General features: G+C 64.5%; 22 protein-coding genes and 2 pseudogenes. 4 read left to right on the forward strand and 20 right to left on the reverse strand.

Annotated elements, in window-relative coordinates; translation table 11 throughout:
- Window positions 1–130: 130 nt before the first annotated feature.
- On the reverse strand, window positions 131–2,530 hold the full coding sequence (gene ppsA / locus AC5RTT_RS05490) for a phosphoenolpyruvate synthase (protein ID WP_494144345.1): 2,400 nt from the start codon (window positions 2,528–2,530) through the stop codon (window positions 131–133).
- A gap of 148 nt (window positions 2,531–2,678) precedes the next feature.
- On the reverse strand, window positions 2,679–3,497 hold the full coding sequence (locus AC5RTT_RS05495; protein ID WP_494011783.1) for a pyruvate, water dikinase regulatory protein: 819 nt from the start codon (window positions 3,495–3,497) through the stop codon (window positions 2,679–2,681).
- A 144-nt stretch (window positions 3,498–3,641) separates the two neighbouring features.
- Here AC5RTT_RS05495 and AC5RTT_RS05500 point away from each other — a divergent pair, with 144 nt between their 5' ends.
- Window positions 3,642–3,932 (forward strand): hypothetical protein, encoded by a 291-nt coding sequence (locus AC5RTT_RS05500; RefSeq protein ID WP_494144346.1) that lies wholly within the window; start codon window positions 3,642–3,644, stop codon window positions 3,930–3,932.
- Here the strand turns inward: AC5RTT_RS05500 and AC5RTT_RS05505 are convergent.
- Window positions 3,917–4,666, reverse strand: coding sequence for a GAF and ANTAR domain-containing protein (locus tag AC5RTT_RS05505; protein ID WP_494144347.1), 750 nt, complete (start codon window positions 4,664–4,666; stop codon window positions 3,917–3,919). The two genes, AC5RTT_RS05500 and AC5RTT_RS05505, sit on opposite strands and share 16 nt — an antisense overlap.
- 317 nt (window positions 4,667–4,983) lie before the next feature.
- Here AC5RTT_RS05505 and AC5RTT_RS05510 point away from each other — a divergent pair.
- A pseudogene (locus AC5RTT_RS05510) lies at window positions 4,984–5,046 on the forward strand (hypothetical protein); the annotation flags it as partial.
- A 237-nt stretch (window positions 5,047–5,283) separates the two neighbouring features.
- Here AC5RTT_RS05510 and AC5RTT_RS05515 read toward each other — a convergent pair.
- Together AC5RTT_RS05515 and AC5RTT_RS05520 are read right to left on the reverse strand one after the other, a co-directional pair.
- Window positions 5,284–5,724, reverse strand: a complete 441-nt coding sequence (locus tag AC5RTT_RS05515; RefSeq protein ID WP_494144348.1) for an SRPBCC family protein — start codon at window positions 5,722–5,724, stop codon at window positions 5,284–5,286.
- A gap of 139 nt (window positions 5,725–5,863) precedes the next feature.
- Window positions 5,864–5,986: pseudogene (locus AC5RTT_RS05520) on the reverse strand (D-erythrulose-4-phosphate isomerase 1); the annotation flags it as partial.
- 173 nt (window positions 5,987–6,159) lie between these two features.
- Between AC5RTT_RS05520 and treS the strand changes: the two are divergent.
- Together treS and AC5RTT_RS05530 are read left to right on the forward strand one after the other, a co-directional pair.
- Complete coding sequence (gene treS / locus AC5RTT_RS05525) at window positions 6,160–8,439, forward strand: maltose alpha-D-glucosyltransferase (RefSeq protein WP_494144349.1); 2,280 nt, start codon at window positions 6,160–6,162, stop codon at window positions 8,437–8,439.
- Window positions 8,440–8,539: 100 nt separating this feature from the next.
- Window positions 8,540–8,992: a DapH/DapD/GlmU-related protein gene (locus AC5RTT_RS05530; protein WP_494144350.1), complete on the forward strand. Its 453-nt coding sequence runs from the start codon at window positions 8,540–8,542 to the stop codon at window positions 8,990–8,992.
- 4 nt (window positions 8,993–8,996) lie between these two features.
- Here the strand turns inward: AC5RTT_RS05530 and AC5RTT_RS05535 are convergent, their stop codons facing one another.
- The 15 genes from AC5RTT_RS05535 to AC5RTT_RS05605 all read right to left on the reverse strand — a co-directional run bounded on the left by AC5RTT_RS05535 (window position 8,997) and on the right by AC5RTT_RS05605 (window position 24,169).
- On the reverse strand, window positions 8,997–10,511 hold the full coding sequence (locus AC5RTT_RS05535; protein ID WP_494144351.1) for an MFS transporter: 1,515 nt from the start codon (window positions 10,509–10,511) through the stop codon (window positions 8,997–8,999).
- 261 nt (window positions 10,512–10,772) lie between these two features.
- Window positions 10,773–11,834 (reverse strand): HoxN/HupN/NixA family nickel/cobalt transporter, encoded by a 1,062-nt coding sequence (locus AC5RTT_RS05540; protein ID WP_494144352.1) that lies wholly within the window; start codon window positions 11,832–11,834, stop codon window positions 10,773–10,775.
- A complete protein-coding gene (locus AC5RTT_RS05545; protein ID WP_494144353.1) occupies window positions 11,834–12,655 on the reverse strand; it encodes an urease accessory protein UreD in 822 nt (273 codons plus the stop codon). Before AC5RTT_RS05545 ends, AC5RTT_RS05540 begins: the two co-directional genes overlap by 1 nt.
- Before the next feature lie 182 nt (window positions 12,656–12,837).
- On the reverse strand, window positions 12,838–13,455 hold the full coding sequence (gene ureG, locus AC5RTT_RS05550; RefSeq protein WP_494144354.1) for an urease accessory protein UreG: 618 nt from the start codon (window positions 13,453–13,455) through the stop codon (window positions 12,838–12,840).
- 29 nt (window positions 13,456–13,484) lie between these two features.
- Window positions 13,485–14,153 carry an urease accessory protein UreF gene (locus AC5RTT_RS05555; RefSeq protein ID WP_494144355.1) on the reverse strand — a complete coding sequence of 223 codons (669 nt, stop codon included), beginning with the start codon at window positions 14,151–14,153 and terminating at the stop codon, window positions 13,485–13,487.
- Between the two features lie 186 nt (window positions 14,154–14,339).
- A complete protein-coding gene (gene ureE / locus AC5RTT_RS05560; protein ID WP_494144356.1) occupies window positions 14,340–14,825 on the reverse strand; it encodes an urease accessory protein UreE in 486 nt (161 codons plus the stop codon).
- Between the two features lie 16 nt (window positions 14,826–14,841).
- Window positions 14,842–16,590: an urease subunit alpha gene (ureC, locus tag AC5RTT_RS05565; protein WP_494144357.1), complete on the reverse strand. Its 1,749-nt coding sequence runs from the start codon at window positions 16,588–16,590 to the stop codon at window positions 14,842–14,844.
- Window positions 16,587–16,955, reverse strand: coding sequence for an urease subunit beta (locus AC5RTT_RS05570; RefSeq protein WP_494144358.1), 369 nt, complete (start codon window positions 16,953–16,955; stop codon window positions 16,587–16,589). Before AC5RTT_RS05570 ends, ureC begins: the two co-directional genes overlap by 4 nt.
- A gap of 9 nt (window positions 16,956–16,964) precedes the next feature.
- Window positions 16,965–17,267: an urease subunit gamma gene (locus AC5RTT_RS05575; RefSeq protein WP_494144359.1), complete on the reverse strand. Its 303-nt coding sequence runs from the start codon at window positions 17,265–17,267 to the stop codon at window positions 16,965–16,967.
- 212 nt (window positions 17,268–17,479) lie between these two features.
- Window positions 17,480–18,031: a cysteine hydrolase family protein gene (locus AC5RTT_RS05580; RefSeq protein ID WP_494011805.1), complete on the reverse strand. Its 552-nt coding sequence runs from the start codon at window positions 18,029–18,031 to the stop codon at window positions 17,480–17,482.
- A 60-nt stretch (window positions 18,032–18,091) separates the two neighbouring features.
- Window positions 18,092–19,096, reverse strand: a complete 1,005-nt coding sequence (locus AC5RTT_RS05585; RefSeq protein ID WP_494144360.1) for a LacI family DNA-binding transcriptional regulator — start codon at window positions 19,094–19,096, stop codon at window positions 18,092–18,094.
- Window positions 19,097–19,289: 193 nt separating this feature from the next.
- Entirely contained in the window at window positions 19,290–20,576 is a 1,287-nt protein-coding gene (gene mmsB, locus AC5RTT_RS05590; protein WP_494144361.1) for a multiple monosaccharide ABC transporter permease, read from the reverse strand.
- 5 nt (window positions 20,577–20,581) lie between these two features.
- Window positions 20,582–22,111, reverse strand: a complete 1,530-nt coding sequence (gene mmsA, locus AC5RTT_RS05595; protein ID WP_494144362.1) for a multiple monosaccharide ABC transporter ATP-binding protein — start codon at window positions 22,109–22,111, stop codon at window positions 20,582–20,584.
- Between the two features lie 93 nt (window positions 22,112–22,204).
- Window positions 22,205–23,302 (reverse strand): multiple monosaccharide ABC transporter substrate-binding protein, encoded by a 1,098-nt coding sequence (gene chvE, locus AC5RTT_RS05600; RefSeq protein ID WP_494144374.1) that lies wholly within the window; start codon window positions 23,300–23,302, stop codon window positions 22,205–22,207.
- A gap of 282 nt (window positions 23,303–23,584) precedes the next feature.
- Entirely contained in the window at window positions 23,585–24,169 is a 585-nt protein-coding gene (locus AC5RTT_RS05605; RefSeq protein ID WP_494144363.1) for an HhH-GPD-type base excision DNA repair protein, read from the reverse strand.
- Window positions 24,170–24,220 lie beyond the last annotated feature (51 nt).

A 24,220-nucleotide genomic window follows, 5' to 3' on the forward strand; every position in this document is an offset into this window, starting at 1 on the left:
CGGCCAGGTTTGGGTTCAACCATCGGGGCCGGCCGTGGTCCTGCCAGCCGCCGACAGCAACGGGCTGGCCAGGACCTTGCGGTCCCGGTCAGCCCGCCGGCGTGCGGATCACTCTTCCTTTAGGTTCGGGTCAGCCCACTGCGGTGAGCTCGGCCGCCGTCGTTCCTGTCAGCCGGAGCCAGGTGTCCACCACGGTGTCCGGGTTCAGGGAGACAGAGCTGATGCCCTCCCCCACCAGCCACTCGGCAAAATCCGCGTGATCGCTGGGTCCTTGGCCGCAGATGCCCACGTACTTGCCGCGGGCGTTGCAGGCGCTGATGGCCATGCTGAGGAGCTTCTTGACCGCGGGGTCCCGCTCATCGAAGCCGCCGGACACGATCCCGGAGTCTCGGTCCAGGCCCAGGGTCAGCTGGGTCATGTCATTGGATCCGATGGAGAACCCGTCGAAGTAGTCCAGGAACTGGTCGGCGAGCAGGGCGTTGGACGGCAGCTCGCACATCATGATCACTTCCAGGCCGTTCTCGCCGCGCTTGAGCCCGTTTTCAGCGAGCAACTCGATGACGCCGCTGGCCTCGTCCAGGGTCCGCACGAACGGGATCATGAGCTTGACGTTGGTCAGCCCCATCTCATTGCGGACGTAGGCCAGGGCCTCGCACTCCAGGTCGAAGCAGTCGCGGAATGACGGGTCCAGGTACCGCGAGGCGCCACGGAAACCGATCATCGGGTTCTCTTCGTGCGGCTCGTAGGCCGGGCCGCCGATGAGGTTGGCGTACTCGTTGGACTTGAAGTCGGACATGCGCACGATGACCGGCTCCGGGGCGAAGGCCGCGGCGATGATGGACACGCCCTCGGCCAGGCGCTTGATGTAGTAGTCGCGCGGGCTGCCGTACGCGGCGATCCGCTCGCTGATTTCGGCCTTGATGTCCGCCGGCTGCTCGTCCAGGTTCAGCAGCGCCTTGGGGTGGACGCCGATCTGGCGGTTGATGATGAACTCCAGCCGAGCAAGGCCCACACCCTGGTTGGGCAGCTGCGCGAACGTGAACGCCTGCTCCGGCGTGCCCACGTTCATCATGACTTTGACCGGGGCCTCCGGCAGTTCCGCAATCTCGGTTTCCTCGGCGGTGAAGTCGAGGATCCCCTCGTAGATCACGCCGGTTTCGCCGTCCGCACAGGACACGGTGACGGCCGGGACGTCGGCGAGGATTTCCGTGGCGTTCCCGGTGCCCACCACCGCAGGGATGCCCAGTTCGCGGGCGATGATGGCCGCGTGGCACGTGCGTCCGCCGCGGTTGGTCACGATCGCTGCGGCACGCTTCATGATCGGTTCCCAGTCGGGATCGGTCATGTCCGCCACCAGCACGTCGCCGGTCTTGAACCCGGCCATCTGCTCAATGCCGGTGAGGATGCGGACGTTGCCGGCGCCGATGCGCTGGCCGATGGCGCGCCCCTCGGCCAGCACGCGGCTGGTCCCGTTGAGGCGGAAGCGGCTGAGGCTGCCGGCGGCGCGGCGGGACTGCACGGTCTCCGGCCGGGCCTGCAGGATGTACAGGCCGCCGTCCACGCCGTCCTTGCCCCATTCGATGTCCATGGGGCGGCCGTAGTGCTTCTCGATGGCGACGGCATAACGGGCGAGCTGCTCCACGTCGTCGTCATTAAGGCTGAACCGGTTCCGCAGGGATTCCTCGACCGGCACGAAGTCCACCGTGCGGCCCACCTCGCGGCTGGTGGTGTAGGTCATCTGGAGGGCCTTTTCGCCCAGGCCCCGCTTCAGGATCGCGGGCCGCCCGGCTTCCAGCGCGGGCTTGAAGACGTAGAACTCGTCGGGGTTGACGGCGCCCTGGACCACAGCCTCACCGAGGCCGTAGGAGGACGTGACGAAGACGGCGTCGCGGAAGCCGGATTCCGTGTCCATGGTGAACATGACGCCGGAGGCCCCGACGTCGGAGCGAACCATGCGCTGGATGCCGGCCGAGAGTGCCACATCGGCGTGCTCGAACTTGTGGTGGACGCGGTAGGCAATGGCCCTGTCGTTGTAGAGCGAGGCGAACACGTCCTTGATGGCCACCAGGATGTTCTCGATGCCGCGGACGTTCAGGAAGGTTTCCTGCTGGCCGGCAAAGGACGCGTCCGGAAGGTCTTCGGCGGTGGCGCTGGAACGGACGGCCCAGGACAGGTCGTCGGAGCCGCCGTGCTTGTCCACCAGTTGCTGGTAGAAGTCCCGGACCTGCGCTTCGAAACCGGGGAGGAAGGGCGTCTGGCGGATCAGCTCCCGGATGTCGTGGCCGGCCGCGGCCAGGGCGGTGACATCGTCGGTGTCCAGCCCAACCAGCCGGTCGGCGATCGTCTGGTCCAGGCCGGAGTCCGCAAGGAAGGTGCGGTAGGCATCCGCGGTGGTGGCAAACCCGTCCGGGACCTGGACCCCGGCTGAACTCAGGTTCTGGACCAGTTCCCCGAGGGAGGCGTTCTTTCCGCCCACCCGGTCGAGGTCCTTCAGTCCGAGCTCTGAGAACCAGAGGATGTCTTGTGTCATGTCGCTGCTCCTTCGCAGTTAATGGCAGTGGTGTACCCGTCGCCGTGTGGCTTTTGCTGCCTTATGGGCGCAAATCCTGTCCACCGTGACAGGTCTTGGCGGCTCTTTCCATATGATTTGCACCACATGGCGGGAGACAAGGCCCTTCCTAGTGCTTGAGGTTCATCCGTTGCAGGATGGTTGCCGCCATCTCCTCCACCGATACTGTGGCCGAATTCAGGAACGGAATCCTATGGGCCATGTAGAGTTGCTCGGCGCTGCGCAGTTCATAGCCGCACTGCCGCAGCGAAGCATAGGGCGAGCCACTGCGCCGCTCGGTGCGGATCTGGCTCAGGCGCAACGGGTTGGAAGACAGGCCGAAACACTTCGACACAAACGGCCTTAGCGGCTTGGGCAGGCCTTCCCGTTCAAAGTCCTCGTCCACCAGCGGAAAGTTCGCGGCGAAGATACCGTGCTGCAGGGCCAGGTACATAGTGGTGGGGGTCTTGCCACAGCGGGAGGGGGCAACCAGGATCACCTGGGCCTTTTCGAGGGCACGGAGGCTCTGCCCGTCGTCGTGTTCCATGGCGTATTCGACGGCGGCCATCCGCGACTGGTAGCGGGCTGCATTGCCCAGTCCGTGCGCGCGCCCGGGTTCCCCGCTCGCCGGGGTGCCGAGGGCAGCCTCCAGTTGCGGGACGTGGGCTCCGATCAGGTCCACCACCGCGGCTTTGCACGTCTCCAGGATGGAGCGGATCTCGCTGCTGACCGCCGTCGAGAAGACGAGCGGCCGCAGGCCTGCGTCGGCAACGCTGTCGATGGTCGTCACCACGGCCTTCGCCTGCTCGGCCGTGGTGATGAAGGGGACGGTGATGCGGTCGAAGTTGCTGCCCGGGAACTGCGTCAGCAGGGTGTTCCCGAGCGTTTCCGCGGTGATGCCCGTGCTGTCCGAGAGGAAGTAGACGGGGCGTGGAGCGTCATTGGTCATGGACAGATTCTCCATCACGACGGCGGCGGCCCCGACTCCCGGGGCAGGATGAAGCGTTAGAAAAATTCACAAACCTGCAGCCATCCCCAACCCGTCACGCTACGAAGTCCTGTCAGGAAAACCATCGCAAGTGCAGGAGGGACGATGGATGAGCTGGACCAGCAGGCCATGACCGGCGCTGTGATCAAGAGGCACAGCCTGGACCTGGGCGAACTGTGGCTGGATTACGTGGCCCTGGGCGGCGAGGCCTCGGAACAGACGATCCGGGACTACGCTGCAGGCGCAGCGGCGCTCCCGGAGAAGGAACGGGACGCACTGTCCCAGGCTGTGAACGAGCAATGCGCCGGTGCGGGCCTTGAGGTGCGGGCGCCGTTCAGCGACTCGCCGCTGGAACAGTTGGATGCCAAGCCGCAGGATCCCTATTCATCGAAATAGGTGAAGGTGTCCGTACCTCCGGCCACGGACGAGATCACGCCGGAGGCAATCTCCCTCAGCTTGATGTTCCGGGTGTTTGACGCCTCCCGCAGCACCTTGAACGCGGCCGCCTGGCCGCAGCGGTTTTGCGCCATGATGGCTCCGGTGGCGAGGTCGATGACCGTCCGTGTCTGCATCGCCGCGCTCAGGCCGTCCTTGGTGTCCTGGAGCCTTGCCATCCGCAAGGCAAGCCTCAGCCCCTTCGAGGCCTGCGCAACAAAGGCCTCAGCAGATGCCGCGCTGCCAGAGCCCGGCTCCTCGGGCTGCGAGGAGTAGAGGGTGAGGAGTCCATGGTCGTCACCGTCCAGGAGCAGCGGGATGCTGACGACAGAGAGGACGCCCTGCCTGCGGCCGGCGAGGACATATTCCGGCCAGCGGTCCTCCTGCCGCAGGTCCGGAACCAGCACCGTTTGGGAAAGCCGCGCCGCCGTGGCACCGGGGCTGTCGGCGTAAGCGCCTTCCAGCTGGTTCATTAGCCGGGCCAGGGAACTGCTGGCTGCCCTCGCCACCGGCTTCTTGGGGCGGGCCAGGGTGATGTTGCACGCAAGTTCGACGCCCGGCGCGCCAAGCCTCTGTGCCGCATACCCTGCCAGGCTATCGAGCATTTGGGGTACAGGCTGGTTTCCCAGCATCTGGTCCTGCAGGCGCACTGCAACATCGGCGAAAACGGTGCAGTCATAAACGTCGCTGTTCATTGCAAGGCTCCCTTCCGGACACAGTTAGGCCACAGCATCATGGCCGCCCACTGCCAGACGGTACGTTCCACCCTACCCGGGCGCACGCCGTAACGTGTCAATCATGAACTCGCCACCGGCCGCAGCAGCACAGCAGGCGGCACCACCCTGGCGGTAAACGGCACGGCAATCCACCGCTTCCTTGGCATTCCCTACGCGAAGACACCAGAGCGGTTCCGTCCCCCGGGCACCCGGCCGCGCAGCTGGAGCGAAGACGGCTGCCTCAACCTCAACATCTGGACTCCCGGCACCGCGGGGCCGGGCCGTCCGGTGCTGGTGTGAGCGTCACCCTCTTCGGGGAGTCGGCGGGGGCGGCGGCCATCGGCACCCTGCTGGGCATGCCGGCGTCGGAAGGCCTCTTCCGCCGTGCCATCCTGCAGAGCGGCACCGCCGAACGGTTCCGCACCCCGGAGGACTCGGCCCGCATCGCCCGGGAGGACTCGGCGCGGCAGAGGTCAACGGGGCGGAATCTCGCCTATCTCTTCACGTGGCGCAGCCCGGCCATGGCGGGCGACTTGGCGCGTGCCACGCACGGGATCCGCGCCAGGAGATCCGGCAGTTCTTCGCCGCAAACCAGGTCAGCCGGCAGCCTGGGCGTTGAGGGTGTCCCGGATCCCGTTCAGTGCCGGATCGCGGAGCTGCATGAAGGCAGGCTTGAGCAGCGGCTGGATGATCTTGGCCGGGCCCTTGATGCTGAACTCGGCCGTGTACTTGACAATCGAGCCGGAACCGGACGGGCTCACGTCAACGGAGTCGAAGGCTGTGACGCTCTTGTTCTCGCCGCGGAGCTTGATGTGGTTGTCCGTCAGCTCGATGACCTCGTATTCCAGGTTCTGCCGCTTCCCGCGGAACTCGGACTCCGCGTGGTAGCGGTGGCCCACAGCCACCGGTCCCGGCGTCAGCTTGTCCATCACAGGAGTATTGGGGTCCCACTTGCTGGTGTTTTCGAACTCCTTCATGAAGGCAAAAGCCTTCTCGGCAGACAGGTTGGTTTCCACGCTTCCGGTGACTGTGATCATCACCCCAGTCTAGGAAGGCGCCCGCGGCAAGCACACCCCCAATGCGTGCTGGCTACGGACGTGGCAGGGGCACGGGCAAGCGGATGTTGGCCATCCTGTAGCACAGCTTCCCGCCCAGTTCCCGGGGACTGATCCAAACCTCGTAACCCTCGGCGACCCTGACCTTGCCGGCGGATACCGATGGCGGGTCGAAGGTGTAGCCGATCCACTCTTTGGCGAGCCGGCGGGCGAGCTCAACCACCATCCTTGAGCACATGGACACGGCGGCCGCAAACCTCGTCTCCTAGCTCGCGCAGGCCTGGTGTACCGGCGTCTTTTTTGGCGCCGGCGGCTCCATACGCGCGAATACTCCACGTCCACTGGGGTACGTTGGCAGGAGCAGGGTGACCTGGAATGATGCCCAGGGACCACGGGAACAACCTGTAGGAGGAATCTATGCGGGAAGTCAGTGCCAGCGACGGTTTTCTTGAATCGGACACCATTGCCGGCGAGGATGAACAGGCAGTTCCGGCCGAGGCCGAACCGGCAGTAGAGCCGGAAATCACCTACGACGAACAGTTCTACCCTGCCCGGCCCAAGGCGCTTAGGCCGATTGCCCGCCGGAGGCAGTACCTGGCCACCCGGCCGTCCTTCGAGTTCGACGGCCGCAACGCCGCCTACGTGGAGTGGCTGCGGAACCAGGCCATGCTCGGCGACGCGAACACCCTGGCCCGGCAGCTCTCCGGGCAGGCCAGCATGTGGCAGAACTCCTATGCGCACCCGAACCCGCGCGCCGCCGTCGAGCGTGCGCCGGTGTGGTTCACCGCCTATCCGCTGTCCTTTATTACACGGCCCAGCGAATCCTTCCTCAGCGCCCTCGGCGACAAGAGCATGTGGGACGCCTTCAGCGAGATCGGCATCCGGGCCATCCACACCGGGCCGGTCAAGCTGGCCGGCGGCATCAGCGGCTGGACCCAGACGCCCAGCGTGGACGGCCACTTCGACCGCATCAGCATGGCCATCGACCCCGTCTTTGGGACGGAGGAGGAATTCCGCCGGATGTGCGAGGTGGCCTCGGACCACGGCGGCACGATCATTGACGACATCGTGCCGGGCCACACCGGCAAGGGCGCGGACTTCCGCCTCGCCGAAATGAACTTCCGGGACTACCCCGGGATCTACCACATGGTGGACATCCCCGAGGAGGACTGGCACCTGCTGCCGGACGTCCCTGACGGGCAGGACTCGGTCAACCTCAGCCCGGAATCCGAGCAGGCACTGCAGAAGGCCGGGTACATCATCGGCCGGCTGCAGCGGGTGATCTTCTACGAGCCCGGGGTCAAGGAAACCAACTGGAGCGCCACCCGGCCGGTAGTGGACACCACGGGCAAGACCCGCCGCTGGGTCTACCTGCACTACTTCAAGGCCGGCCAGCCGTCCATCAACTGGCTGGACCCCACCTTCGCCGGAATGCGCCTGGTAGTCGGTGATGCCCTGCACTCGCTCCTTGACTTGGGCACCGGCGCGCTGCGGTTGGATGCCAACGGGTTCCTGGGCGTTGAAAAGAGCGCGGAGGAACAGCCCGGCTGGTCCGAGGGACACCCGCTGTCCGAGGCCGCCAACCAGCTCATTGGCTCCATGATCCGCAAGGTGGGCGGGTTCTCCTTCCAGGAGCTGAACCTGACCATCGACGACATCAAGGCGACATCCGAAGCCGGCCCTGACCTGTCCTACGACTTCATCACCAGGCCCGCCTACCACTACGCGCTGGTGACGGCAGATACCGAGCTGCTGCGGCTGACGCTCCGGCTGTCCATGGAGATCGGCGTGGACCAGGCGTCGCTGGTCCACGCGCTGCAGAACCATGACGAACTCACCTATGAGCTGATGCATTTCGCCTCGGGCCACCGGGACGAGATGTTCGAGCTTGCCGGCGAGGAGCTCACGGGCGCCGAGCTGGCCGAGAAAGTCCAGCAGACCATGCGCGAGCGCCTGACCGGGGAGAACGGCCCGTACAACGCGGTGTTCACCACCAACGGCATCGCCTGCACCACGGTGAGCTTCATTATGGCCGCGCTGGGGATCCGGGATCCGGAGGCGATCACGCCGGAGCAGGAGGCAAAGGTCCGGGACGCCCACATCCTGCTGGCGATGTACAACGCCCTGCAGCCCGGCGTCTTTGCGCTGTCCGGCTGGGACATTGCCGGGATCACCGCCCTTGACCGCGAGAGCGTTGCCGAGCTGACCGCGCAGGGAGATACCCGCTGGATCAACCGGGGCGCCCACGACATCATGGGCACCAGCCCGGACGCGAAGTCTTCGTCGTCGGGCATGCCGCGGGCACGCAGCCTGTACGGCGCGCTGCCGGAGCAGCTGCAGGACTCCAACTCGTTCGCCCGGCGGCTCCAGCGTGTCCTGGCTGTCCGGGAGGAGCACGGCATCGCCACGGGCACACTTGTCGACGTCCCCGATGTGTCCCACCGCGGCCTGCTGGTCCAGGTCATCAGGCTGGGAAGCGGCGCGCTTGAGGTCACAGTGCTCAACTTCTCTGACCAGGACGTGGCCGGCAGCATCCAGTCAAGCCACCTGGTGCCCGGCTCCACGGTGCAGGACCTGTTCAGCGGCGAGGCCATCGGCCAGGTGGACGATCTGGGCAGCTTCTTCCTGGAAGTGCCGGCATTCCAGGGCACGGCGCTGCTGCTGACGGAAGCAGAGGCGGACGCGGCAGGCAATTAGCGCCGGCGCCGGCGCGCTTACGGGTCCCGCGGGAATCTGTTTGGGTTCCGGACCGTTAACTGACTGTACGGTAAGTTACCGCACGGTACTGAGGGATTTCATGAACGCGAAGTTTGAATCAGTTGAGGACGACGCCGGCAAAGTCACCCGCTACGTCCGGCGCGCCAACGGTGGCGGCCTGGTGGCTCCAGGCGCCACGGTTGGCGACAGCACCCGCATCGGCTCCATGACCTATGTCGAAAACGGCGCACGGATCGGACACGGGTGCCGGATCGGGCACGGCAGCTGGATTGACCGTGACGCGACCATCGGTGACCGCACGGTGATCGGCGATGGCGTGCGCATCGGACGCGGCACGGTCATCGGAAACCGCGTGCACATTGGCAGCCACTCACGCATCGGATCCAGCGTGCTTATCGAGCACGGTGTCCACCTTGAAGCGGACGCCACCGTGGCGGACGGCGAGCAGGTTCTGATTGATGCCCGCACGCCGGCCGCAACTCGGGCAAAGCACCGGCCGCACCGCAGGAGCAAGGGCAGGATCGCCGCCTGATGCGCTAGCGAACGGCGGCCGGCTCTGACAGTGCCGGAACGGGGGTCAGCATCATGGTGGAGGTGTCGATCCGCTCATCGCTGTCCTGGTCCGCCGCCAGCTTTTCCGCCTCTTTATGGCTGGTAACCACGGGCACCGAGCCCAGGAGGGGGCGTGCTGCCGTCTCGCGCATCTTCAGCAGGGCAACCAGCGCCACCGCGGAAAAGAACATCACATAGAACGCCGGGGCGTACAGGTTGCCCGTAGTCTCAACCAGGATCTGGCTGACCAGGGGCGTGGTGCCGCCGAAGATGGAGATGGAGAGGTTGTGGGTGACGCCCACTGAGCCGAACCTCGAGGCGGTGGGAAACAGCTCGGACATGACCGCGGCGGTCAGCGCCAGGAAAAAGGCGCACGGCAGCGCCACCAGGAACATGGCCAGGTAGATCGACCACAGCGTCCCCAGTTGCATCAGCGCGAAGGCCGGGACCAGCAGAACGAGGTTGCCGATGGTCGCCATGGCATAGATGGGGCGCCGGCCGATGCGGTCGGACAAACGCGCCACAAGCGGAATCATGGCGGCCAGGAGGACCAGCACGACCACCGCGGCGATGGCGGTGTGCACGGCATCCGATCCGACCTGGGTTTCCAGGTAGGTGGGCATGTAGCTCGTGAGCATGTAGCCGGAGCTGCCGTCGGCGGCAATCAGGGCACAGCCGATAAGGATTTGAGGCCAGTAGTGCTTGATGATGTTTGGCAGGTTGTGCCGGACGAAAATGGGGTCGACGTCCTGGGTACCGGCTTTCACGTGGGCCACTTCGAAGCTCGGCGATTCGGGCAGGCGGCTACGGAGGGCGATCGCCACGATGCCCAGGGGCAGGGCGATCAGGAACGGGATCCTCCAGCCGCCGTCCAGCATGGCGGAACTGCCCCAGACGGACGTGGTGACGGCCGTGGTGACCGCCACCATGCTTGCGCCCGCCGCGAAGCCCAGCATCGATCCCGAGTTCAACAGCGAGGTCATGATGCCCCGGTCCTTGTCCGGGGAGAACTCGGCGATGTACGTGGCGGCACCGGAGTACTCGCCGCCGGTGGAGAACCCTTGGAGCATCTTCAGCAGGTAGAGGGGAATGATGACCCACAGGCCCACCTCGCCTGCAGTGGGCAGCAGCCCGATTCCGGTGGTGGCGACGGCCATGATGGCCATCGTGGCAAAGAGCACCTTGCGGCGGCCGATCCTGTCGCCGAGCGGGCCGAGGATCATTCCGCCGAGGGGACGGACGATGAACGAGACCGCGAAACCCAGCAGCGTGACAAGCAGCCCCATGCGCTCGTCCATACCCTCCGTGAAGACGGAGGTCATGGTTACTGCGAGATAGCCGTAGACGCCGATGTCATACCACTCGATGAAGTTACCGACGCCGGCACCTACCTGTGCCTTCCGCAGCTCGCCCTTATCAACGACGATGCAGTCTTCCGCCCTCAGCCTGCGGGCAGTTTTTGGGCGCACGGAGCGCTGTTCTTTGGACTGTTCGAACATCTTCGTCCTGTCTATGTACCGGATGACGGATCGGCAGGAGTACCGGCGGTCACACCGGACTCCCCTAGGGGAGGTTGGTAAGTATTCTGCCAGAAAGGCAACGGCAGATCGGCCTCCCTGGCAGCCAGGATGTGATCTAAGCCTCCAATTTCCGCGTGGTTAGACCGCCTCAGGGCTGTTGCAATAGAAGCAACTCCTCGCGTAATAATCACCGTTTTCGCGGGTATCGCGCCCTCGGTGCGCTCCAAACCAACACTCCTGTCAGCATTTCGTCCTACTTTTGGCGGCCGTTCGTCCCTTGAGCGCGGCGACGCCCCACACCGCCAGCAGCAGCGCCACCAGCAGGAGCCCGGCTTCACCCAGGTCGATTGACCCCAGCCAGCCGGTAACCGGGTGTTCCAGGGAGAAGGCCGATTCAAGGAAGCCGCCGAGCGTGATCACGGCGATGAACAGCGCCGAGAAAGCAGAGATGCCCGTGACCAGGGCATTGAAGCCCAGCTTCCGCTGGGGGTCGTCCAGAGCCGAGCGGTACATGCGCATCATGGCCATACCGTTGAGGGAATCGCAGAGCGTCATGGCCGCAGCGAACGCCAGCGGCAGGGCAAGCAGGGTGAACGCCGGCACCCCGGCCAGCGATGCCGCCGTCGTCATCATCAGCAGCCCGATAGTGGTGGCGGTGTCGAAGCCGAGCCCGAACAGGAAACCTATCACGTAGATGTTCCGCGGCCGCCGCACCCGGGACAGCGGCTTGGCAAGGAGCCGCGCCACCAGTCCCCGCGGTTCCAGGTCGCGGAGATCGACGGCGGCACCCGTGCGTGCCCGGCGGTAGGCCTCCGCGGACCGGGCAGACGAGGAGCCGTTGAACAGGCCCATCACCAGCAGGAACAGGCCGGACACTCCGCTGCCCACCAGCCCGAGGACCAGGTTTCCGGTGGACCCGTCCGCCATGAATTCACCCACCACTGCCGCCCCCGCGATGACCAGCACGCCCGCCAGGGCCACCACCGAGCTGTGCCCCAGGCTGAAGGCAAACCCGACGCTGACAGGCTCCTGCCGCTGGGCCACGAACTTCCGTGTCGAGTTGTCGATGGCCGCGAGGTGGTCCCAGTCGTAGCTGTGCTTGACGCCGGCCAGGTAGGCGGTCAGGACCAGGCCCCAGGTGAGTGCCTGCGTCCCTGCCGCGCCGGCGTTTCCGGAGAGCAGGAGTACGACGGCGGCCGCGTGCAGGGCGGCCACGGCACCGAAGGTGAACAGTATCCGGGTCCGCAGCGGCAGCGTTTCCCGCTCCCGGTACAGCGCGGCGATGGTTGCCAGCGCCGTCATCAGTGTTTCCTCAGGTTGAGCGGTCCCTGCCCGTGCCAGCGTTCCCGCAGGAGGTTGGTGCAGCCAGCAAGCAGGCGGTTCAGTTCCCCGGTGCTGTTGGACAGGGCACGCAGCACCACGCCCGTGGTCCCCGAGACAGGGCGGGTGAGTGAGATCCCAGCCAGGGCGTCGTGTTTGCCTGTGAGCTCGTTCAGTTCGTCGGCGAGCGTCTGGTCCACGCGGGCGTCCACCACCAGCAGCGATCCCAGGTGGCTGTAGCCCTCCATGAATCCCAGGCCTGCCACGTCTCCCGCGGGCGGCCGGATCAGCAGGTTGTCCAGCACCAGCAGGCCAGCGCCGTCGTCCGTTTCGATCCGGATCTCGTTCCGCAGCCGGATTTCCTCGTACCGGAAGCCGGCCCCGTCCGGCGACCAGCCCGGCGTCACCACTTCCGCGATCACCAGCGACGACGACGGACGGAGAGTCACGCAGGTCCGTTGCCGGTAGCTGGCCTCGCGGTAGGCGATGAGCTGGTCCGGCATCAGCTCCAACCTTGCCCCCTCCCCCAGCCGGACAGCCATCCGCTGCTCAGCAAAAGACCCGGGAGTCCGATAAACCTTGGTTGCGGATTGCGTCGTCAACAACAGATCAGCACCGTCCCCGACCTCCACATCAGCGAGGAAAAGATCAGCCCCAAGATAAGCCCCGCCAGGATTCACCACGACATAGCAAACCTGCCCGGAATCATCCAGATAATGGGGCCGCAGAACACGAAGAGCGCCCTCGTGGAACTGGCTGGAAGCGATGGACCTATCGCCGCGCACTGTGATGCCCAGCTCCAATCGCCCTCGAACTGGGCGATCAGCGGTCGCGGATGAAAGGGGCCGCGGCGTGGCGGCACTCGTGAGGGGCCCACGGGCGCGAGGGCCCCGATCCGAGCTTGCGAGGATTGGGAGCGCCAGGGGACGGGCACGGCCCTTTATACCCGGTGAAGCCGCCGGACCCACCGGCGCCGCCGTCGTGTTCACTGGGCCAAATCGAGCATCAGGACGTCGCGCCGGATCCAGTCGATGACCTTGCCGAGCCCTTCGTCGGTTTTGAGGTTGGTGAAGCAGAACGGTTTGTTGCCACGGAACTCGCGGGAATCCCGTTCCATGACGGACAGATCCGCGCCGACGTGGGGGGCGAGGTCGGTTTTGTTGATGATGAAGAGGTCGGACTTGATCATGCCCTGGCCGGCTTTGCGGGGGATTTTCTCGCCTTGGGCCACGTCGATGATGTAGATGGAGAAGTCGACGAGTTCGGGGCTGAAGGTGGCGGAGAGGTTGTCGCCGCCGGATTCGACGAAGATCACCTGCAGGTCGGGGTGCCGGGCCTTGAGTTCCTCGATGGCCGCGGTGTTCATCGAGGTGTCTTCGCGGATGGCGGTGTGCGGACAGCCGCCGGTTTCGACGCCGATGATCCGGTCTGTGGGCAGGATGCCGTTGGCGGCGAGGATTTTGGCGTCCTCAATGGTGTAGATGTCGTTGGTGATGGCGGCCATGGAGATTTCGCCGCTCATGTGCCGGGTGAGCCGTTCCACGAGCTGGGTTTTGCCGGCGCCCACGGGCCCGCCGATGCCGATCTTGATGGGTTCAGTCATGGTGTCCTCCTTCGCGTCCACAAGCACAGTCAGCTCATGAACATCCGGGCACGCTGGCGTTCGTGCCGCATTTGTGAAATTTCCAGTCCTGGGGTGACGGCCCCGAAGTCGTCCGGCGCCAGGTGTGCCACCCGCTCGACGGCGGCAGCGACGTCGTCGTGCGCCTTCCGCAGCACCCGCTGCCCGGCGTTCTGGCCAAGCGGGATGGCGCGGACGGCGTTTTGCGTCAGTGACGTGGCGGTGGCGAAAAGGTAGGCGGCGAGCGCCTCCTGCTGCGGCACTCCCAGTGAACGTGCGACGACGGCGAACGCCAGTGGCTGGTGTCCGGCGGCCCTGCCGGTGGTCACCAGGTCCCTGTACAGTTCCAGCGCAGGAGAGGGAAACACGTCCCCGCCGATCTCCAGCAACCGGAGCCCCATTTTGGTGCTGGCCTCCCGGACCTGCCGCGGCAACAGAGACGCCGACAAAAGGGCATCAAGTTCCGGCACCTCCCACCCCTCATAGAGAAACCGGATGGCAAGCCCATCCGAATACGTCAGCTGCTGCGAAACAAAAGCCGACAACCACACCCCAAAACCAGCCTCATCCAAAACGAGCCCCCGCTCGAGATAAGTCTCAAACCCAAAAGAGTGAGCAAAAGCCCCGGTAGGAAGCGCAGAGTCAGTGAGCTGAGCGAGCGCCAGCTGATAGCCGCTCACGGAAGCCGCACCCAGGGTGAGGAACGCAAGCGACGCGAGGGATATGGGGCCGCGGCGTGGCGGGCACCGCGGGGGGCCCACTGGCGCGAGGGCCCCGACCCGAGCTTGCGAGGGTTGGGAGCGCCTGGGGACGGGCACGGCCCCATATCCCTCGCGGCGTCCCGAGCCGGGGAAACGCGGGGAGACCTAGTGCGAGTGCTCGGCATGGCGGAAAGGTACGGGCATGACGCGTTCCTGCCGGGAGTAGGGCACTCCGGTGTGTTTGAGGTAGTCCTCGACGGTGTGGTCGTAGGCGCACACCATGACCTCGGCCCCGTATTCCGAAGCCGAGTCAAAGAACTGTGCCTGCAGGTGCCGGTTGCCGAGCGAGTGGGCAGCGACGCCCATCTCGTGGATGGACCGGGGGGCGATGACCAGGACGTCGGTGGGCAGCACGGACACCACGATCATGTTTGAGTCTTCAATAAGCAGGATGTCGCCGTCGCGGAGGTCGCCGGTGCCGGTGGGAAGGCGGATGCCGATTTCCTTGCCGTGCTCCGTGGTGGCGCGCTGGATGCGCTTAACCAGCTGGGCGCTGGGCAGCACCACCTTCTCCCGGTGCAGGCCGGCGTAGGCTGCGAGGTCCGTTTCGGGCAGCTCGTGCAGATTGCCGAGGACTTTGTCGATAATCACGTCGTTCTCCGAAGGGCTAGAAGAGGAAGTAGCGCTGGGCCATGGGCAGGACGTCGGCGGGTTCACAGGTGACATCCTCGCCGTCGACCCTTACCTGGTAGGTCTCCGGGTCCACCTGGATGTCCGGCGTCGCGTCGTTGTACTTCAGGTCCGCCTTGGTGAGGGTGCGGATTCCGGACACGGGACGGATGACCTTCTCCAGCCCCAGCTCCTCCGGCACCCCGGCGTCGATGGCCGCCTGTGAAAGGAACGTAATGGAGCATTGCTGCACCGCCTTCCCGTAAGCCCCGAACATGGGCCGCATGGTCCGCGGCTGCGGAGTGGGGATGGACGCATTGGCGTCGCCCATCAGGGCATACGCGATCTGCCCGCCCTTGATCACCAGCTCCGGTTTAACGCCGAAGAATGCCGGGTCCCAGAGGACCAGGTCCGCAAACTTGCCCTCCTCAACGGAGCCCACCGCGTCTGCGATGCCCTGGGCGATTGCCGGATTGATGGTGTACTTGGCCACGTAGCGCTTGAGCCGGAAGTTGTCGCTGCCCGTGGAGCCGCGAGCGCCGGCAGCGTTGTCAGCCGTACCGTCGGGGTCTTCCAGCACACCGCGCTGCTTCTTCATCTTGTCCGCCACCTGCCAGGTGCGGGTGACCACCTCACCCACGCGTCCCATGGCCTGGGAATCGGAGGAAGTGATGGAGAAGATGCCCAGGTCCTGCAGGACGTCCTCGGCCGCGATGGTCTCGGCCCTGATGCGCGAATCGGCGAAGGCAACGTCCTCGGGAATGTCCGGATTGAGGTGGTGGCAGACCATCAGCATGTCCAAATGCTCTTCGATGGTGTTGCGCGTGTAGGGCAGCGTGGGGTTGGTGGACGCGGGCAGGACGTTGGGCATGCCGGCGATCTTGATGATGTCCGGTGCGTGGCCGCCGCCGGCACCTTCGGTGTGGAAGGTGTGGATGACGCGGCCGCCGATGGCCCGGATGGTGTCCTCCACGAAGCCGCACTCGTTGAGGGTGTCCGTGTGGATGGCCACCTGGACGTCGTACTCGTCCGCCACCTTCAGGGAGGTATCGATGGACGAATGCGTGGAGCCCCAGTCCTCGTGGACTTTCAGCCCGATGGCGCCGGCGCGGATCTGTTCGGCGAGGGGTTCGACGGCGGATGCGTGGCCCTTGCCGAGCAAGCCGATGTTCATGGGGAAGCCTTCGGCCGCCTGCAGCATCCGCTGGATGTGCCACTTCCCGGGGGTAACGGTGGTGGCCTTGGTTCCTTCGGCCGGGCCCGTACCCCCGCCGATCATGGTGGTCACGCCGCTGGTGAGTGCGGTGGCAACCTGGTCCGGGGAGATGAAGTGGATGTGGGTGTCCACTCCCCCGGCGGTGAGGATCTTGCGTTCCCCGGCGATGATCTCCGTACTGGCACCGATCACGATATCCACGCCGTCCGTGATCTGGGGGTTGCCGGCCTTGCCGATCTTGAAGATGTGGCCGTCTTTGAGCGCCACGTCCGCTTTGTAGATTCCGGTGTAGTCCAGGATCACGGCGTTGGTGATGACAGTGTCCGGAACGCCTTCATCGCGGACCGCCTGGCCGTTCTGGCCCATGCCGTCCCGGATCACCTTGCCGCCGCCGAACACCACCTCCTCGCCGTACACGGTGAGGTCCTTCTCAATCTCGAGGAACAGCTCAGTGTCCGCCAGGCGGATGGCGTCGCCCGCCGTCGGACCGTACAGGTCGGCGTACTGCCGGCGTGGCATCTCGAAGCTCACTGCTGGTCCCCTTCCGCTGCGGCACCCGGCCGGGCCGGGTTTCCAAGGTGCGTGCCGCCGTCGAGCTTTCCGTTGACCGCATTGCTGAGCCCGTGCACTACGCGGGTCCCGGCGAGTTCGATCAGCCGCACGCTGCGCGAATCGCCGGGTTCAAACCGGGCCGCTGTTCCGGCCGGGATGTCCAGCCGGCGGCCGTAGGCTGCCTGCCGGTCAAAGGCCAGGGCAGGGTTTGCTTCGGCGAAGTGGAAGTGCGAGCCCACCTGGACCGGCCGGTCGCCGGTATTCGTCACCTCGACGTCGATGGCCTCGCGCCCCGCGTTGGCCGTCACCTGCTCGGGCCGCAGGATGTACTCTCCGGGAATCATGTCGTGCCCCTAGCGGATCGGGTCGTGGACGGCGACGAGCTTGGTGCCGTCCGGAAACGTCGCCTCGATCTGGACGTCATGGATCATCTCGGGAACGCCTTCCATCACGTCGTCGCGGGTGAGAACGGTGGTCCCGAAACTCATGAGTTCGGCGACGCTGCGCCCGTCCCGTGCCCCCTCGATCAGCTCATAGCTGATGACGGCCACCGCCTCCGGGTAGTTCAGCTTGAGCCCGCGCGCCTGCCGCCGCCTGGCGAGGTCGGCCGCCACCACGATCAGAAGCTTTTCCTGCTCACGGGGCATCAGATGCATAGGGTTCCCTTCAACGGGCCGCTGGTGCGGCAGCGTGGGACCCACAGTAGGTTGCGGACGTTTCCGCCACGTTTCAGGTTTGTAATGCCTGGCTCTCACAAGCGCGTCGCCTTCGAAGGCCGCTGAATCCCGACAGGTTTGCACCCCTGCCCAACGGGGACGACGGCGGGCTGCCGGGACACGCCGGCGTCCGTCCCTAAAGATGGGGAGACTCAGCGGTTCAATCGGGCGAGGATCTCTTCGCTGGACTGGACGGGCTGGCGGTAGCTCGTGGAAAGGATCCGCAGCATGTCAGCGGCGTCCTGGTTGTCCTCGGAGGCGATCGCGTCCTTCGCATAGGTGACGCGGATGTTGTGGGCGAAGGCGTCTGCCCCCGTCTGGGCGATGCAGTTGTGCGTGGACACCCCGGCCAGCACCACCTCGTCGGCGCCCCAGTTGCGCAGCCGCGACAGCAAATTGGTACCCACAAAGGCGCTGTCCCGCGTTTTGTTCAGCTGCGGCAGTCCGTCTATTGCAAGCCCAGGAACAGCTTCCGCCTGCTTGCTGCCGCGGAAAATAAAGCCCTGGTCGTCGTCGAGCATATTCAGCGTCCAGGTGGACTTATCCCGCTCGTGCTCCGTGCCCACCAGCAGTGCCTTGTGGCCGCTCGCCTCGAAAGCCTCCAACAACGTGTTGCATGAAGCGACCAGCCGCTCCTGCTGCGCGCCCAGTTCCGGCGCCTCAAAGAACGCGTTCTGCATATCGATGACAAGAAGTGCAATCATGCGGCGCCTTTCCCTCGTTGGACTCTGCCGGGAAAGTACCCCGTGATCGACGGACGAAACCTAAGGTGCGGATTGGCGGACCTGCAGGTGGAATTCGGCTTCCACGTGCACGCCTTCACCAGCTGTTTCGCGCCCCTCGATCCGGTCAACCAGCAGGCCGATCGAGCGCTCTGCGATCTCCTCCATTCCCGGCGAGACCGTGGTCAGGGAGGGTGAGGCAAACCGGGCCTCGTCGATATCGTCGAAGCCTGCCACGGCCACCTCCTGGGGAACCCGGACGCCGCGGATCAGGAGCTCGTGCATGGCGCCCAGGGCCAGGACATCGTTCAGGCCGAACACGGCGTCAAACGCCACACCCTTGTCCAGGAGTCCGGCCACGGCGCCGGCCCCGCCGTCCCGGCGCCACTCGCACTGGGCAACCAACGCGGGATCGAACGGAACCCCTGCCTGGTCAAGCGCCTTTCGGTAGCCGTTGAGCCGCAGCCCTGCACTGCCAGCGGATTCACCGGGGTGGGCACCGAGCACGGCAACCCGACGGCGGCCGCCCGACAGCAGGTGGGCGGTCAGGGCAGCGGCGGCTTCCTCATTTTTCATGGTCATCAGGTCGAAGCGGGGATCCAGGATGTGTTCGCCCAGCAACACCATCGGCTTCTTGCCCAGGCCGGCGGCGATGGCATCGGCGTCGATCTTCAGCGGCGTGAACAGCAGCCCGTCGGTGATCTGCCGGAACGGGCCCTGGAGGGCGTTCAGTTCCACGTCCCCCACAGCGTCCGACTGTTCCACCAGCACCCGGTAGCCCCGCCGGGACGCAGCCTTCATCAACCGGGAAGCAAGCTCCGCATAATAGGGTGCCGAGAGATCGGACAGGACAAGGCCCAGCATTTTGGTTTTCCCTGACCGCAGGCTGCGCGCTGTCAGGTTCGCCTCATAGCCCAGTTCCGCGATGGCGTCCTGGACGCGCTGCTTGGTGGCAGGACGAATGAACTCGTAGTCATTCAGCACGTTGGAAACAGTCTTGAGAGACACCCCCGCCGCCCGCGCAACGTCGTTCATGGTGACCGCCATCATGGCTCCTTTATGTGGTTCCGCACGTATCTGACATACATCGTTGCAGAAGTTTGGGGCTGTGCAGGACCCACAGAACACCAAAAGCTGGTGCGGCGACACATTGTGAACGTATCGCCGCACCAGCTATGGTCCGGTTGGACAAGGCACCTCGGCCCTCATCGTCCCCGGGGAAGAGCCAATGCTCCCGGCTTCACTGGCCGCGGGCAGTCCCCACAGGCTCGACCGGCTCGGTGACTGCCGTCTTCTGCTCGGTAGCTGGCGGTGTTCTCCGGAGCTTGAACCGGCTGGAGATGGCAGGTCCTCCCCCGACGCGATTCTTATTGAAGATGTCAAAGGCAACGGCCACCAGGAGGACCAGTCCCTTGATGAGCTGCTGGTAGTCGGTTCCAAGGCCGAGGATCGACATCCCGTTGTTCAGCACACCCATGATCAGTCCGCCGATCATGGCTCCGGCGACCGTGCCCACGCCGCCCTGCACAGCAGCACCGCCAATAAAGGCCGCTGCAATGGAGTCCAGCTCGAAGCCCGTACCGCCTGCAGGCTGGGCAGAGTTTAGGCGGGCGGTGAAGACCAGGCCTGCAAGGGCTGCCAGGACACCCATGTTGACGAAGAGCCTGAAGGTGACGGCTTTGGTCTTGATACCTGAAAGTTCTGCCGCGTGGAGGTTGCCACCAATTGCGTAGATGTGCCGGCCGAAGATGCTGTTATTCATGATCGCCGAGTAGATGATGACCAAAGCTGCCAGCACGATCAGGACGATCGGAGTGCCGCGGTAGCTCGCCAGCAGGAACGTGATGATGAGCATCAGCAGCGCGATGAAGGCGGTTTTAATGGCGAACCACGCCATGGGCTCGTTTTCAAGATCGAATTTCCGGCGGACGCGGCGCTCCTTGAGGGCTTGGAACACGATGGCCGCCGTGCCGCCCACCCCCAGGATAACGGTGAGTATTTCGACTACCGAGTTGCCTCCCGTGATGTCCGGCAGGAAGCCCCCGCCCAACGCGCGCAGCTCCTCAGGAAAAGGTGTGATCTGCTGGTTTTTCAGCGTGATCAAGGTCAGGCCGCGGAAGATCAGCATTCCGGCGAGGGTGACTATGAAGGCAGGGATGCCCACATAGGCAATCCAATACCCCTGCCACGCACCCACTAACGCCCCCACCAGCAGGCAGGCGGGAATGGCTATCCACCAGGCCCAGCCCCAGTGAACTATCATCACCCCCGACACCGCACCAATGAAGCCGGCGATGGACCCGACAGAAAGGTCGATATGGCCGGCGATGATCACCATCACCATGCCAATGGCCAGAATCAGGATGTAGCTGTTCTGGACGACAAGGTTTGTCACGTTTTGCGGCTGGAGCAGGATGCCGTCGGTGAGTACTTGGAAGAGCAGGACGATCAGGATCAGGGCGACAAAGATGCCGACCTGGCGGAGGCGGCTCGTCAGGAAGCCGAGTGATTCTCGTAAGGCGGACATGGTCGCTATTCCTTTTCTTGGGTCATGTAATGCATTAGCGTCTCCTGGGACGCCTCGGCAATGGGGATCTCACCGGTCACGCGGCCCGCCGACATGGTGTAGATCCTGTCGCATATGCCCAGGAGCTCGGGGAGTTCGGAGGAGATGACGATGACGGCTTTCCCCTCGGCAGCAAGCTTCGTGATGATCGTGTAGATCTCGAATTTCGCGCCAACGTCAATACCCCGGGTCGGTTCATCAAGGATCAGGACATCGGGGTCCGAAAACATCCATTTGCTGAGGACGACCTTCTGCTGGTTTCCTCCCGAGAGCTTCCCGGTAACTGCGGCAACCGTCGGAGCCTTGATGTTCATGCTCGTTCGGTAGCGGTTGGCCACAGCCGTTTCTTCGTTCTTGTCCACCCAGCCCCTGTTGGCGAGTTTGCCCAGGCTCGCCATGGAGATGTTGCGCTTGATGTCCTCAATGAGGTTCAGCCCGTAGTGCTTGCGGTCCTCCGTGGCATAAGCAAGCCCCTGGCGGATGGCTTCGGAAACGGTGGAGGTATTGATCTCCTTGCCGTACTTGAGCACCCTCCCCGAGACGGCCCGGCCGTAGGTACGCCCGAAGACGCTCATGGCCAGTTCCGTGCGGCCGGCTCCCATGAGCCCGGCCAAACCAACCACCTCACCTTTCCGCACGTGCAGGCTCGCGTTCTGGACTACCGTGCGCGTATGGTCCTGGGGGTGTTGCACGGACCAGTCCTCTATGCGCAGGACCTCCTCACCAATGACCGGAGTCCGCTCCGGGTAGAGGCTTTCAAGGTCCCGGCCGACCATTCCGCGGATGATCCTTTCCTGGGTTATGTCCCCTTCGTTCAGGCGCAGCGTCTCGATCGTCTTGCCATCCCGGATGATGGTGACGGCGTCGGCCACCTTCCGGATTTCGTTGAGTTTGTGGCTAATGATGATGCTGGTGACACCTTGGCCCTTCAGGTGCAGGATCAAATCCAGCAGATGATTGGAGTCCTCGTCGTTCAACGCAGCCGTGGGCTCGTCGAGGATGAGCAGCTTGACTTCCTTGGAGAGTGCTTTGGCGATCTCGACGAGTTGCTGCTTTCCTACACTGATGTGCTGGATGGGGGTAACGGGGTTTTCATTCAAGCCGACGCGGGCCAACAGCTTGGCTGCCTCCAGGTTCGTCTTGCGCCAGTCCACCCAACCCCGGGTCGACAGTTCATTCCCCAGGAAAATATTCTCGGCGATCGACAGGTAGGGGCTGAGGGCGAGTTCCTGATGGATGATGACAATGCCGCGTTTCTCACTGTCGCTGATGCTCGCAAAGTCACAGGGCTCGTTCTCGAACAGTATGTCCCCCTCGAAGGTGTTATGCGGGTAAACCCCGGACAACACCTTCATCAAGGTGGACTTACCTGCGCCGTTTTCCCCGCAGATGGCATGCACCTCGCCGCGGTTCACGTCCAGGGTCACGTCCTGGAGGGCCTTCACGCCGGGGAACGTCTTGGTGATTCCCCGCATTTGCAGAATGGGTACGTTCATGGTCATTTCCCGCTGACTGGCGGAAGCCTGGCTCCTGCATGCAGGGGCTGCGAGGCTGCGGCCGGGAAAGCCCGGCCGCAACCTCACCGGCTCCTACTTGACGTCAGCTTCTGTGTAGTAGCCGGAGTCGATCAGTTCCTGCTTGTAGTTGTCCTTGGTGATGATCACGGACTCCAGCAGGTAGGCCGGAACAACCTTGACTTTGTTGTCGTAGGTGGTGGTGTCGTTGGTTTCCGGTTCCTCGTTCTTGAGGACGGCGTCGACCATCTTGACGGCCTGCTTGCCAAGCTCCCGGGTGTCCTTGAAGATCGTCGAGTACTGTTCCCCCGCGGTAATGGACTTGACTGAGCCCTTCTCCGCATCCTGGCCGGTCACGACCGGAAGGTTCCCTCCGGAATACCCACCGGTGCTCGTGAGAGCGGAGATGATGCCGATGGAAAGCCCGTCGTAAGGGGACAGGACGCCGTCGAGCTTCTGCCCTGAGCTGTAGGCCGCAGTGAGGATGTCTTCCATCCGCTTCTGGGCCACAGGGGCCTGCCAGCGCAGGATGGCGGCCTGCTCGAATTTGGTCTGGCCGCTGGGAACCTTGAGCGTTCCTGCGTCAAGGAACGGCTTCAGGGTGTCCATGGCGCCAGTCCAGAAGAAGTTGGCGTTGTTGTCGTCAGGGCTTCCCGCAAACAGTTCGACGTTGAAGGGGCCAACGCCGTCCACCTTCTTGCCCTGGCCATCAAGGAGCCCGAGGCCGGTCAAAAGCGAAGTGGCCTGCTGAACGCCTACCGTGTAGTTGTCGAAGGTCGTGTAGTAGTCGACGTTCGGCGTGCCGTTGATCAGCCGGTCATAGGCGATCACTTTGACATTCTGCTCTTTGGCTTTGGCGAGGACGTCGGTCAGGGTGGTGCCGTCGATAGCGGCGATAATCAAGGCCTTGGCGCCCTTGGTCAGCATGTTCTCAATTTGCGACACCTGGGTCGGGATGTCGTCGTTGGCGAATTGAAGGTCGGTTTTGTAGCCGAGTTCCTTCAGCGACTTCTCCACGTTGTTCCCGTCGGCTATCCACCGCTCGGACGTCTGGGTCGGCATGGAGATGCCGACGAGTGATTCGCCGGGATTGGCCGTGCCGCCGGTTTCGGCCGCCCCTCCGCGGGTCCCACAGCCGGTGGCGCCCACCGCTAGTGCCAGGGCGACGGCCATGGCGCCCACGAGTTTCCTAAATTTCACGCTATTCTCCTCCCGCGGCTACTTCAGCCACGCATCTGTGCTGGAGCGGAAGGCATCGATGCCTCCCGCCGAGCCGGGACTTTTGCAGCGTTCCCGGGGTGCACCAAGCAGGACCTGGCGCCGTCGAACCCGAACACAGGAGGCCCGGTAGCTTCGACCCTGTTAGCGCTAACAGAGCATGAGCCTAACCCGGCTAAGGCTATGGATCAAGTCACAATTGTGCTACGGCCCGCGAACCGGTTCCCGGAATTTCGGTCAGGCCTTTGCGGCCTTTGCCGCAGCCTTGGCAGCCTGCTTGCTGGCGCGCACCCTGACGAGCGACTCGGGATCCACGATGTCCGCGACGGACAGGAAGGCACCCTCCTCGCCGTAGTGGCCTGCCGCTTCCCGCCAGCCGGGCGCCTGGAGGCCGCGCTGCTTGCCGAGCAGGGCAAGGAAAATTTTGGCCTTCTGGTCACCAAAGCCGGGCAACGCCTTCAGCCTGCGCAGCACCTCAGCGCCGTCCGGATTGCCCTGGGTCCAGATCGCGGCGGCGTCACCGCCCCAGTTTTTCTGGACCGCCTCGGCCAGTGCCTGGACCCGGGCAGCCATGGAACCCGGGAACCGGTGGACCGCCGGCCGCTCCTTGAACATCTCCACGAACGCCTGCGGATCATGCGCCGCGATGGCCTCCGGCTTCAGGGATCCGATCCGGGTCCTGATCTTTTCCGGCCCGGCGAACGCCGATTCCATGGTCACCTGCTGGTCCAGCAGCATTCCGGTCAAGAGCGCAAAGTCATCCTCGCTCAACAACTTATCGGCGGCAGGATCACCCGTGATGTGCAGTTCCATGCCGTCCATCCTCCCAGAGGTTGCCGCACAGGCCAGAGGGGCGCTTAATTGTTGCATTCC

Source organism: Arthrobacter sp. Y3221157, from assembly GCF_059089865.1.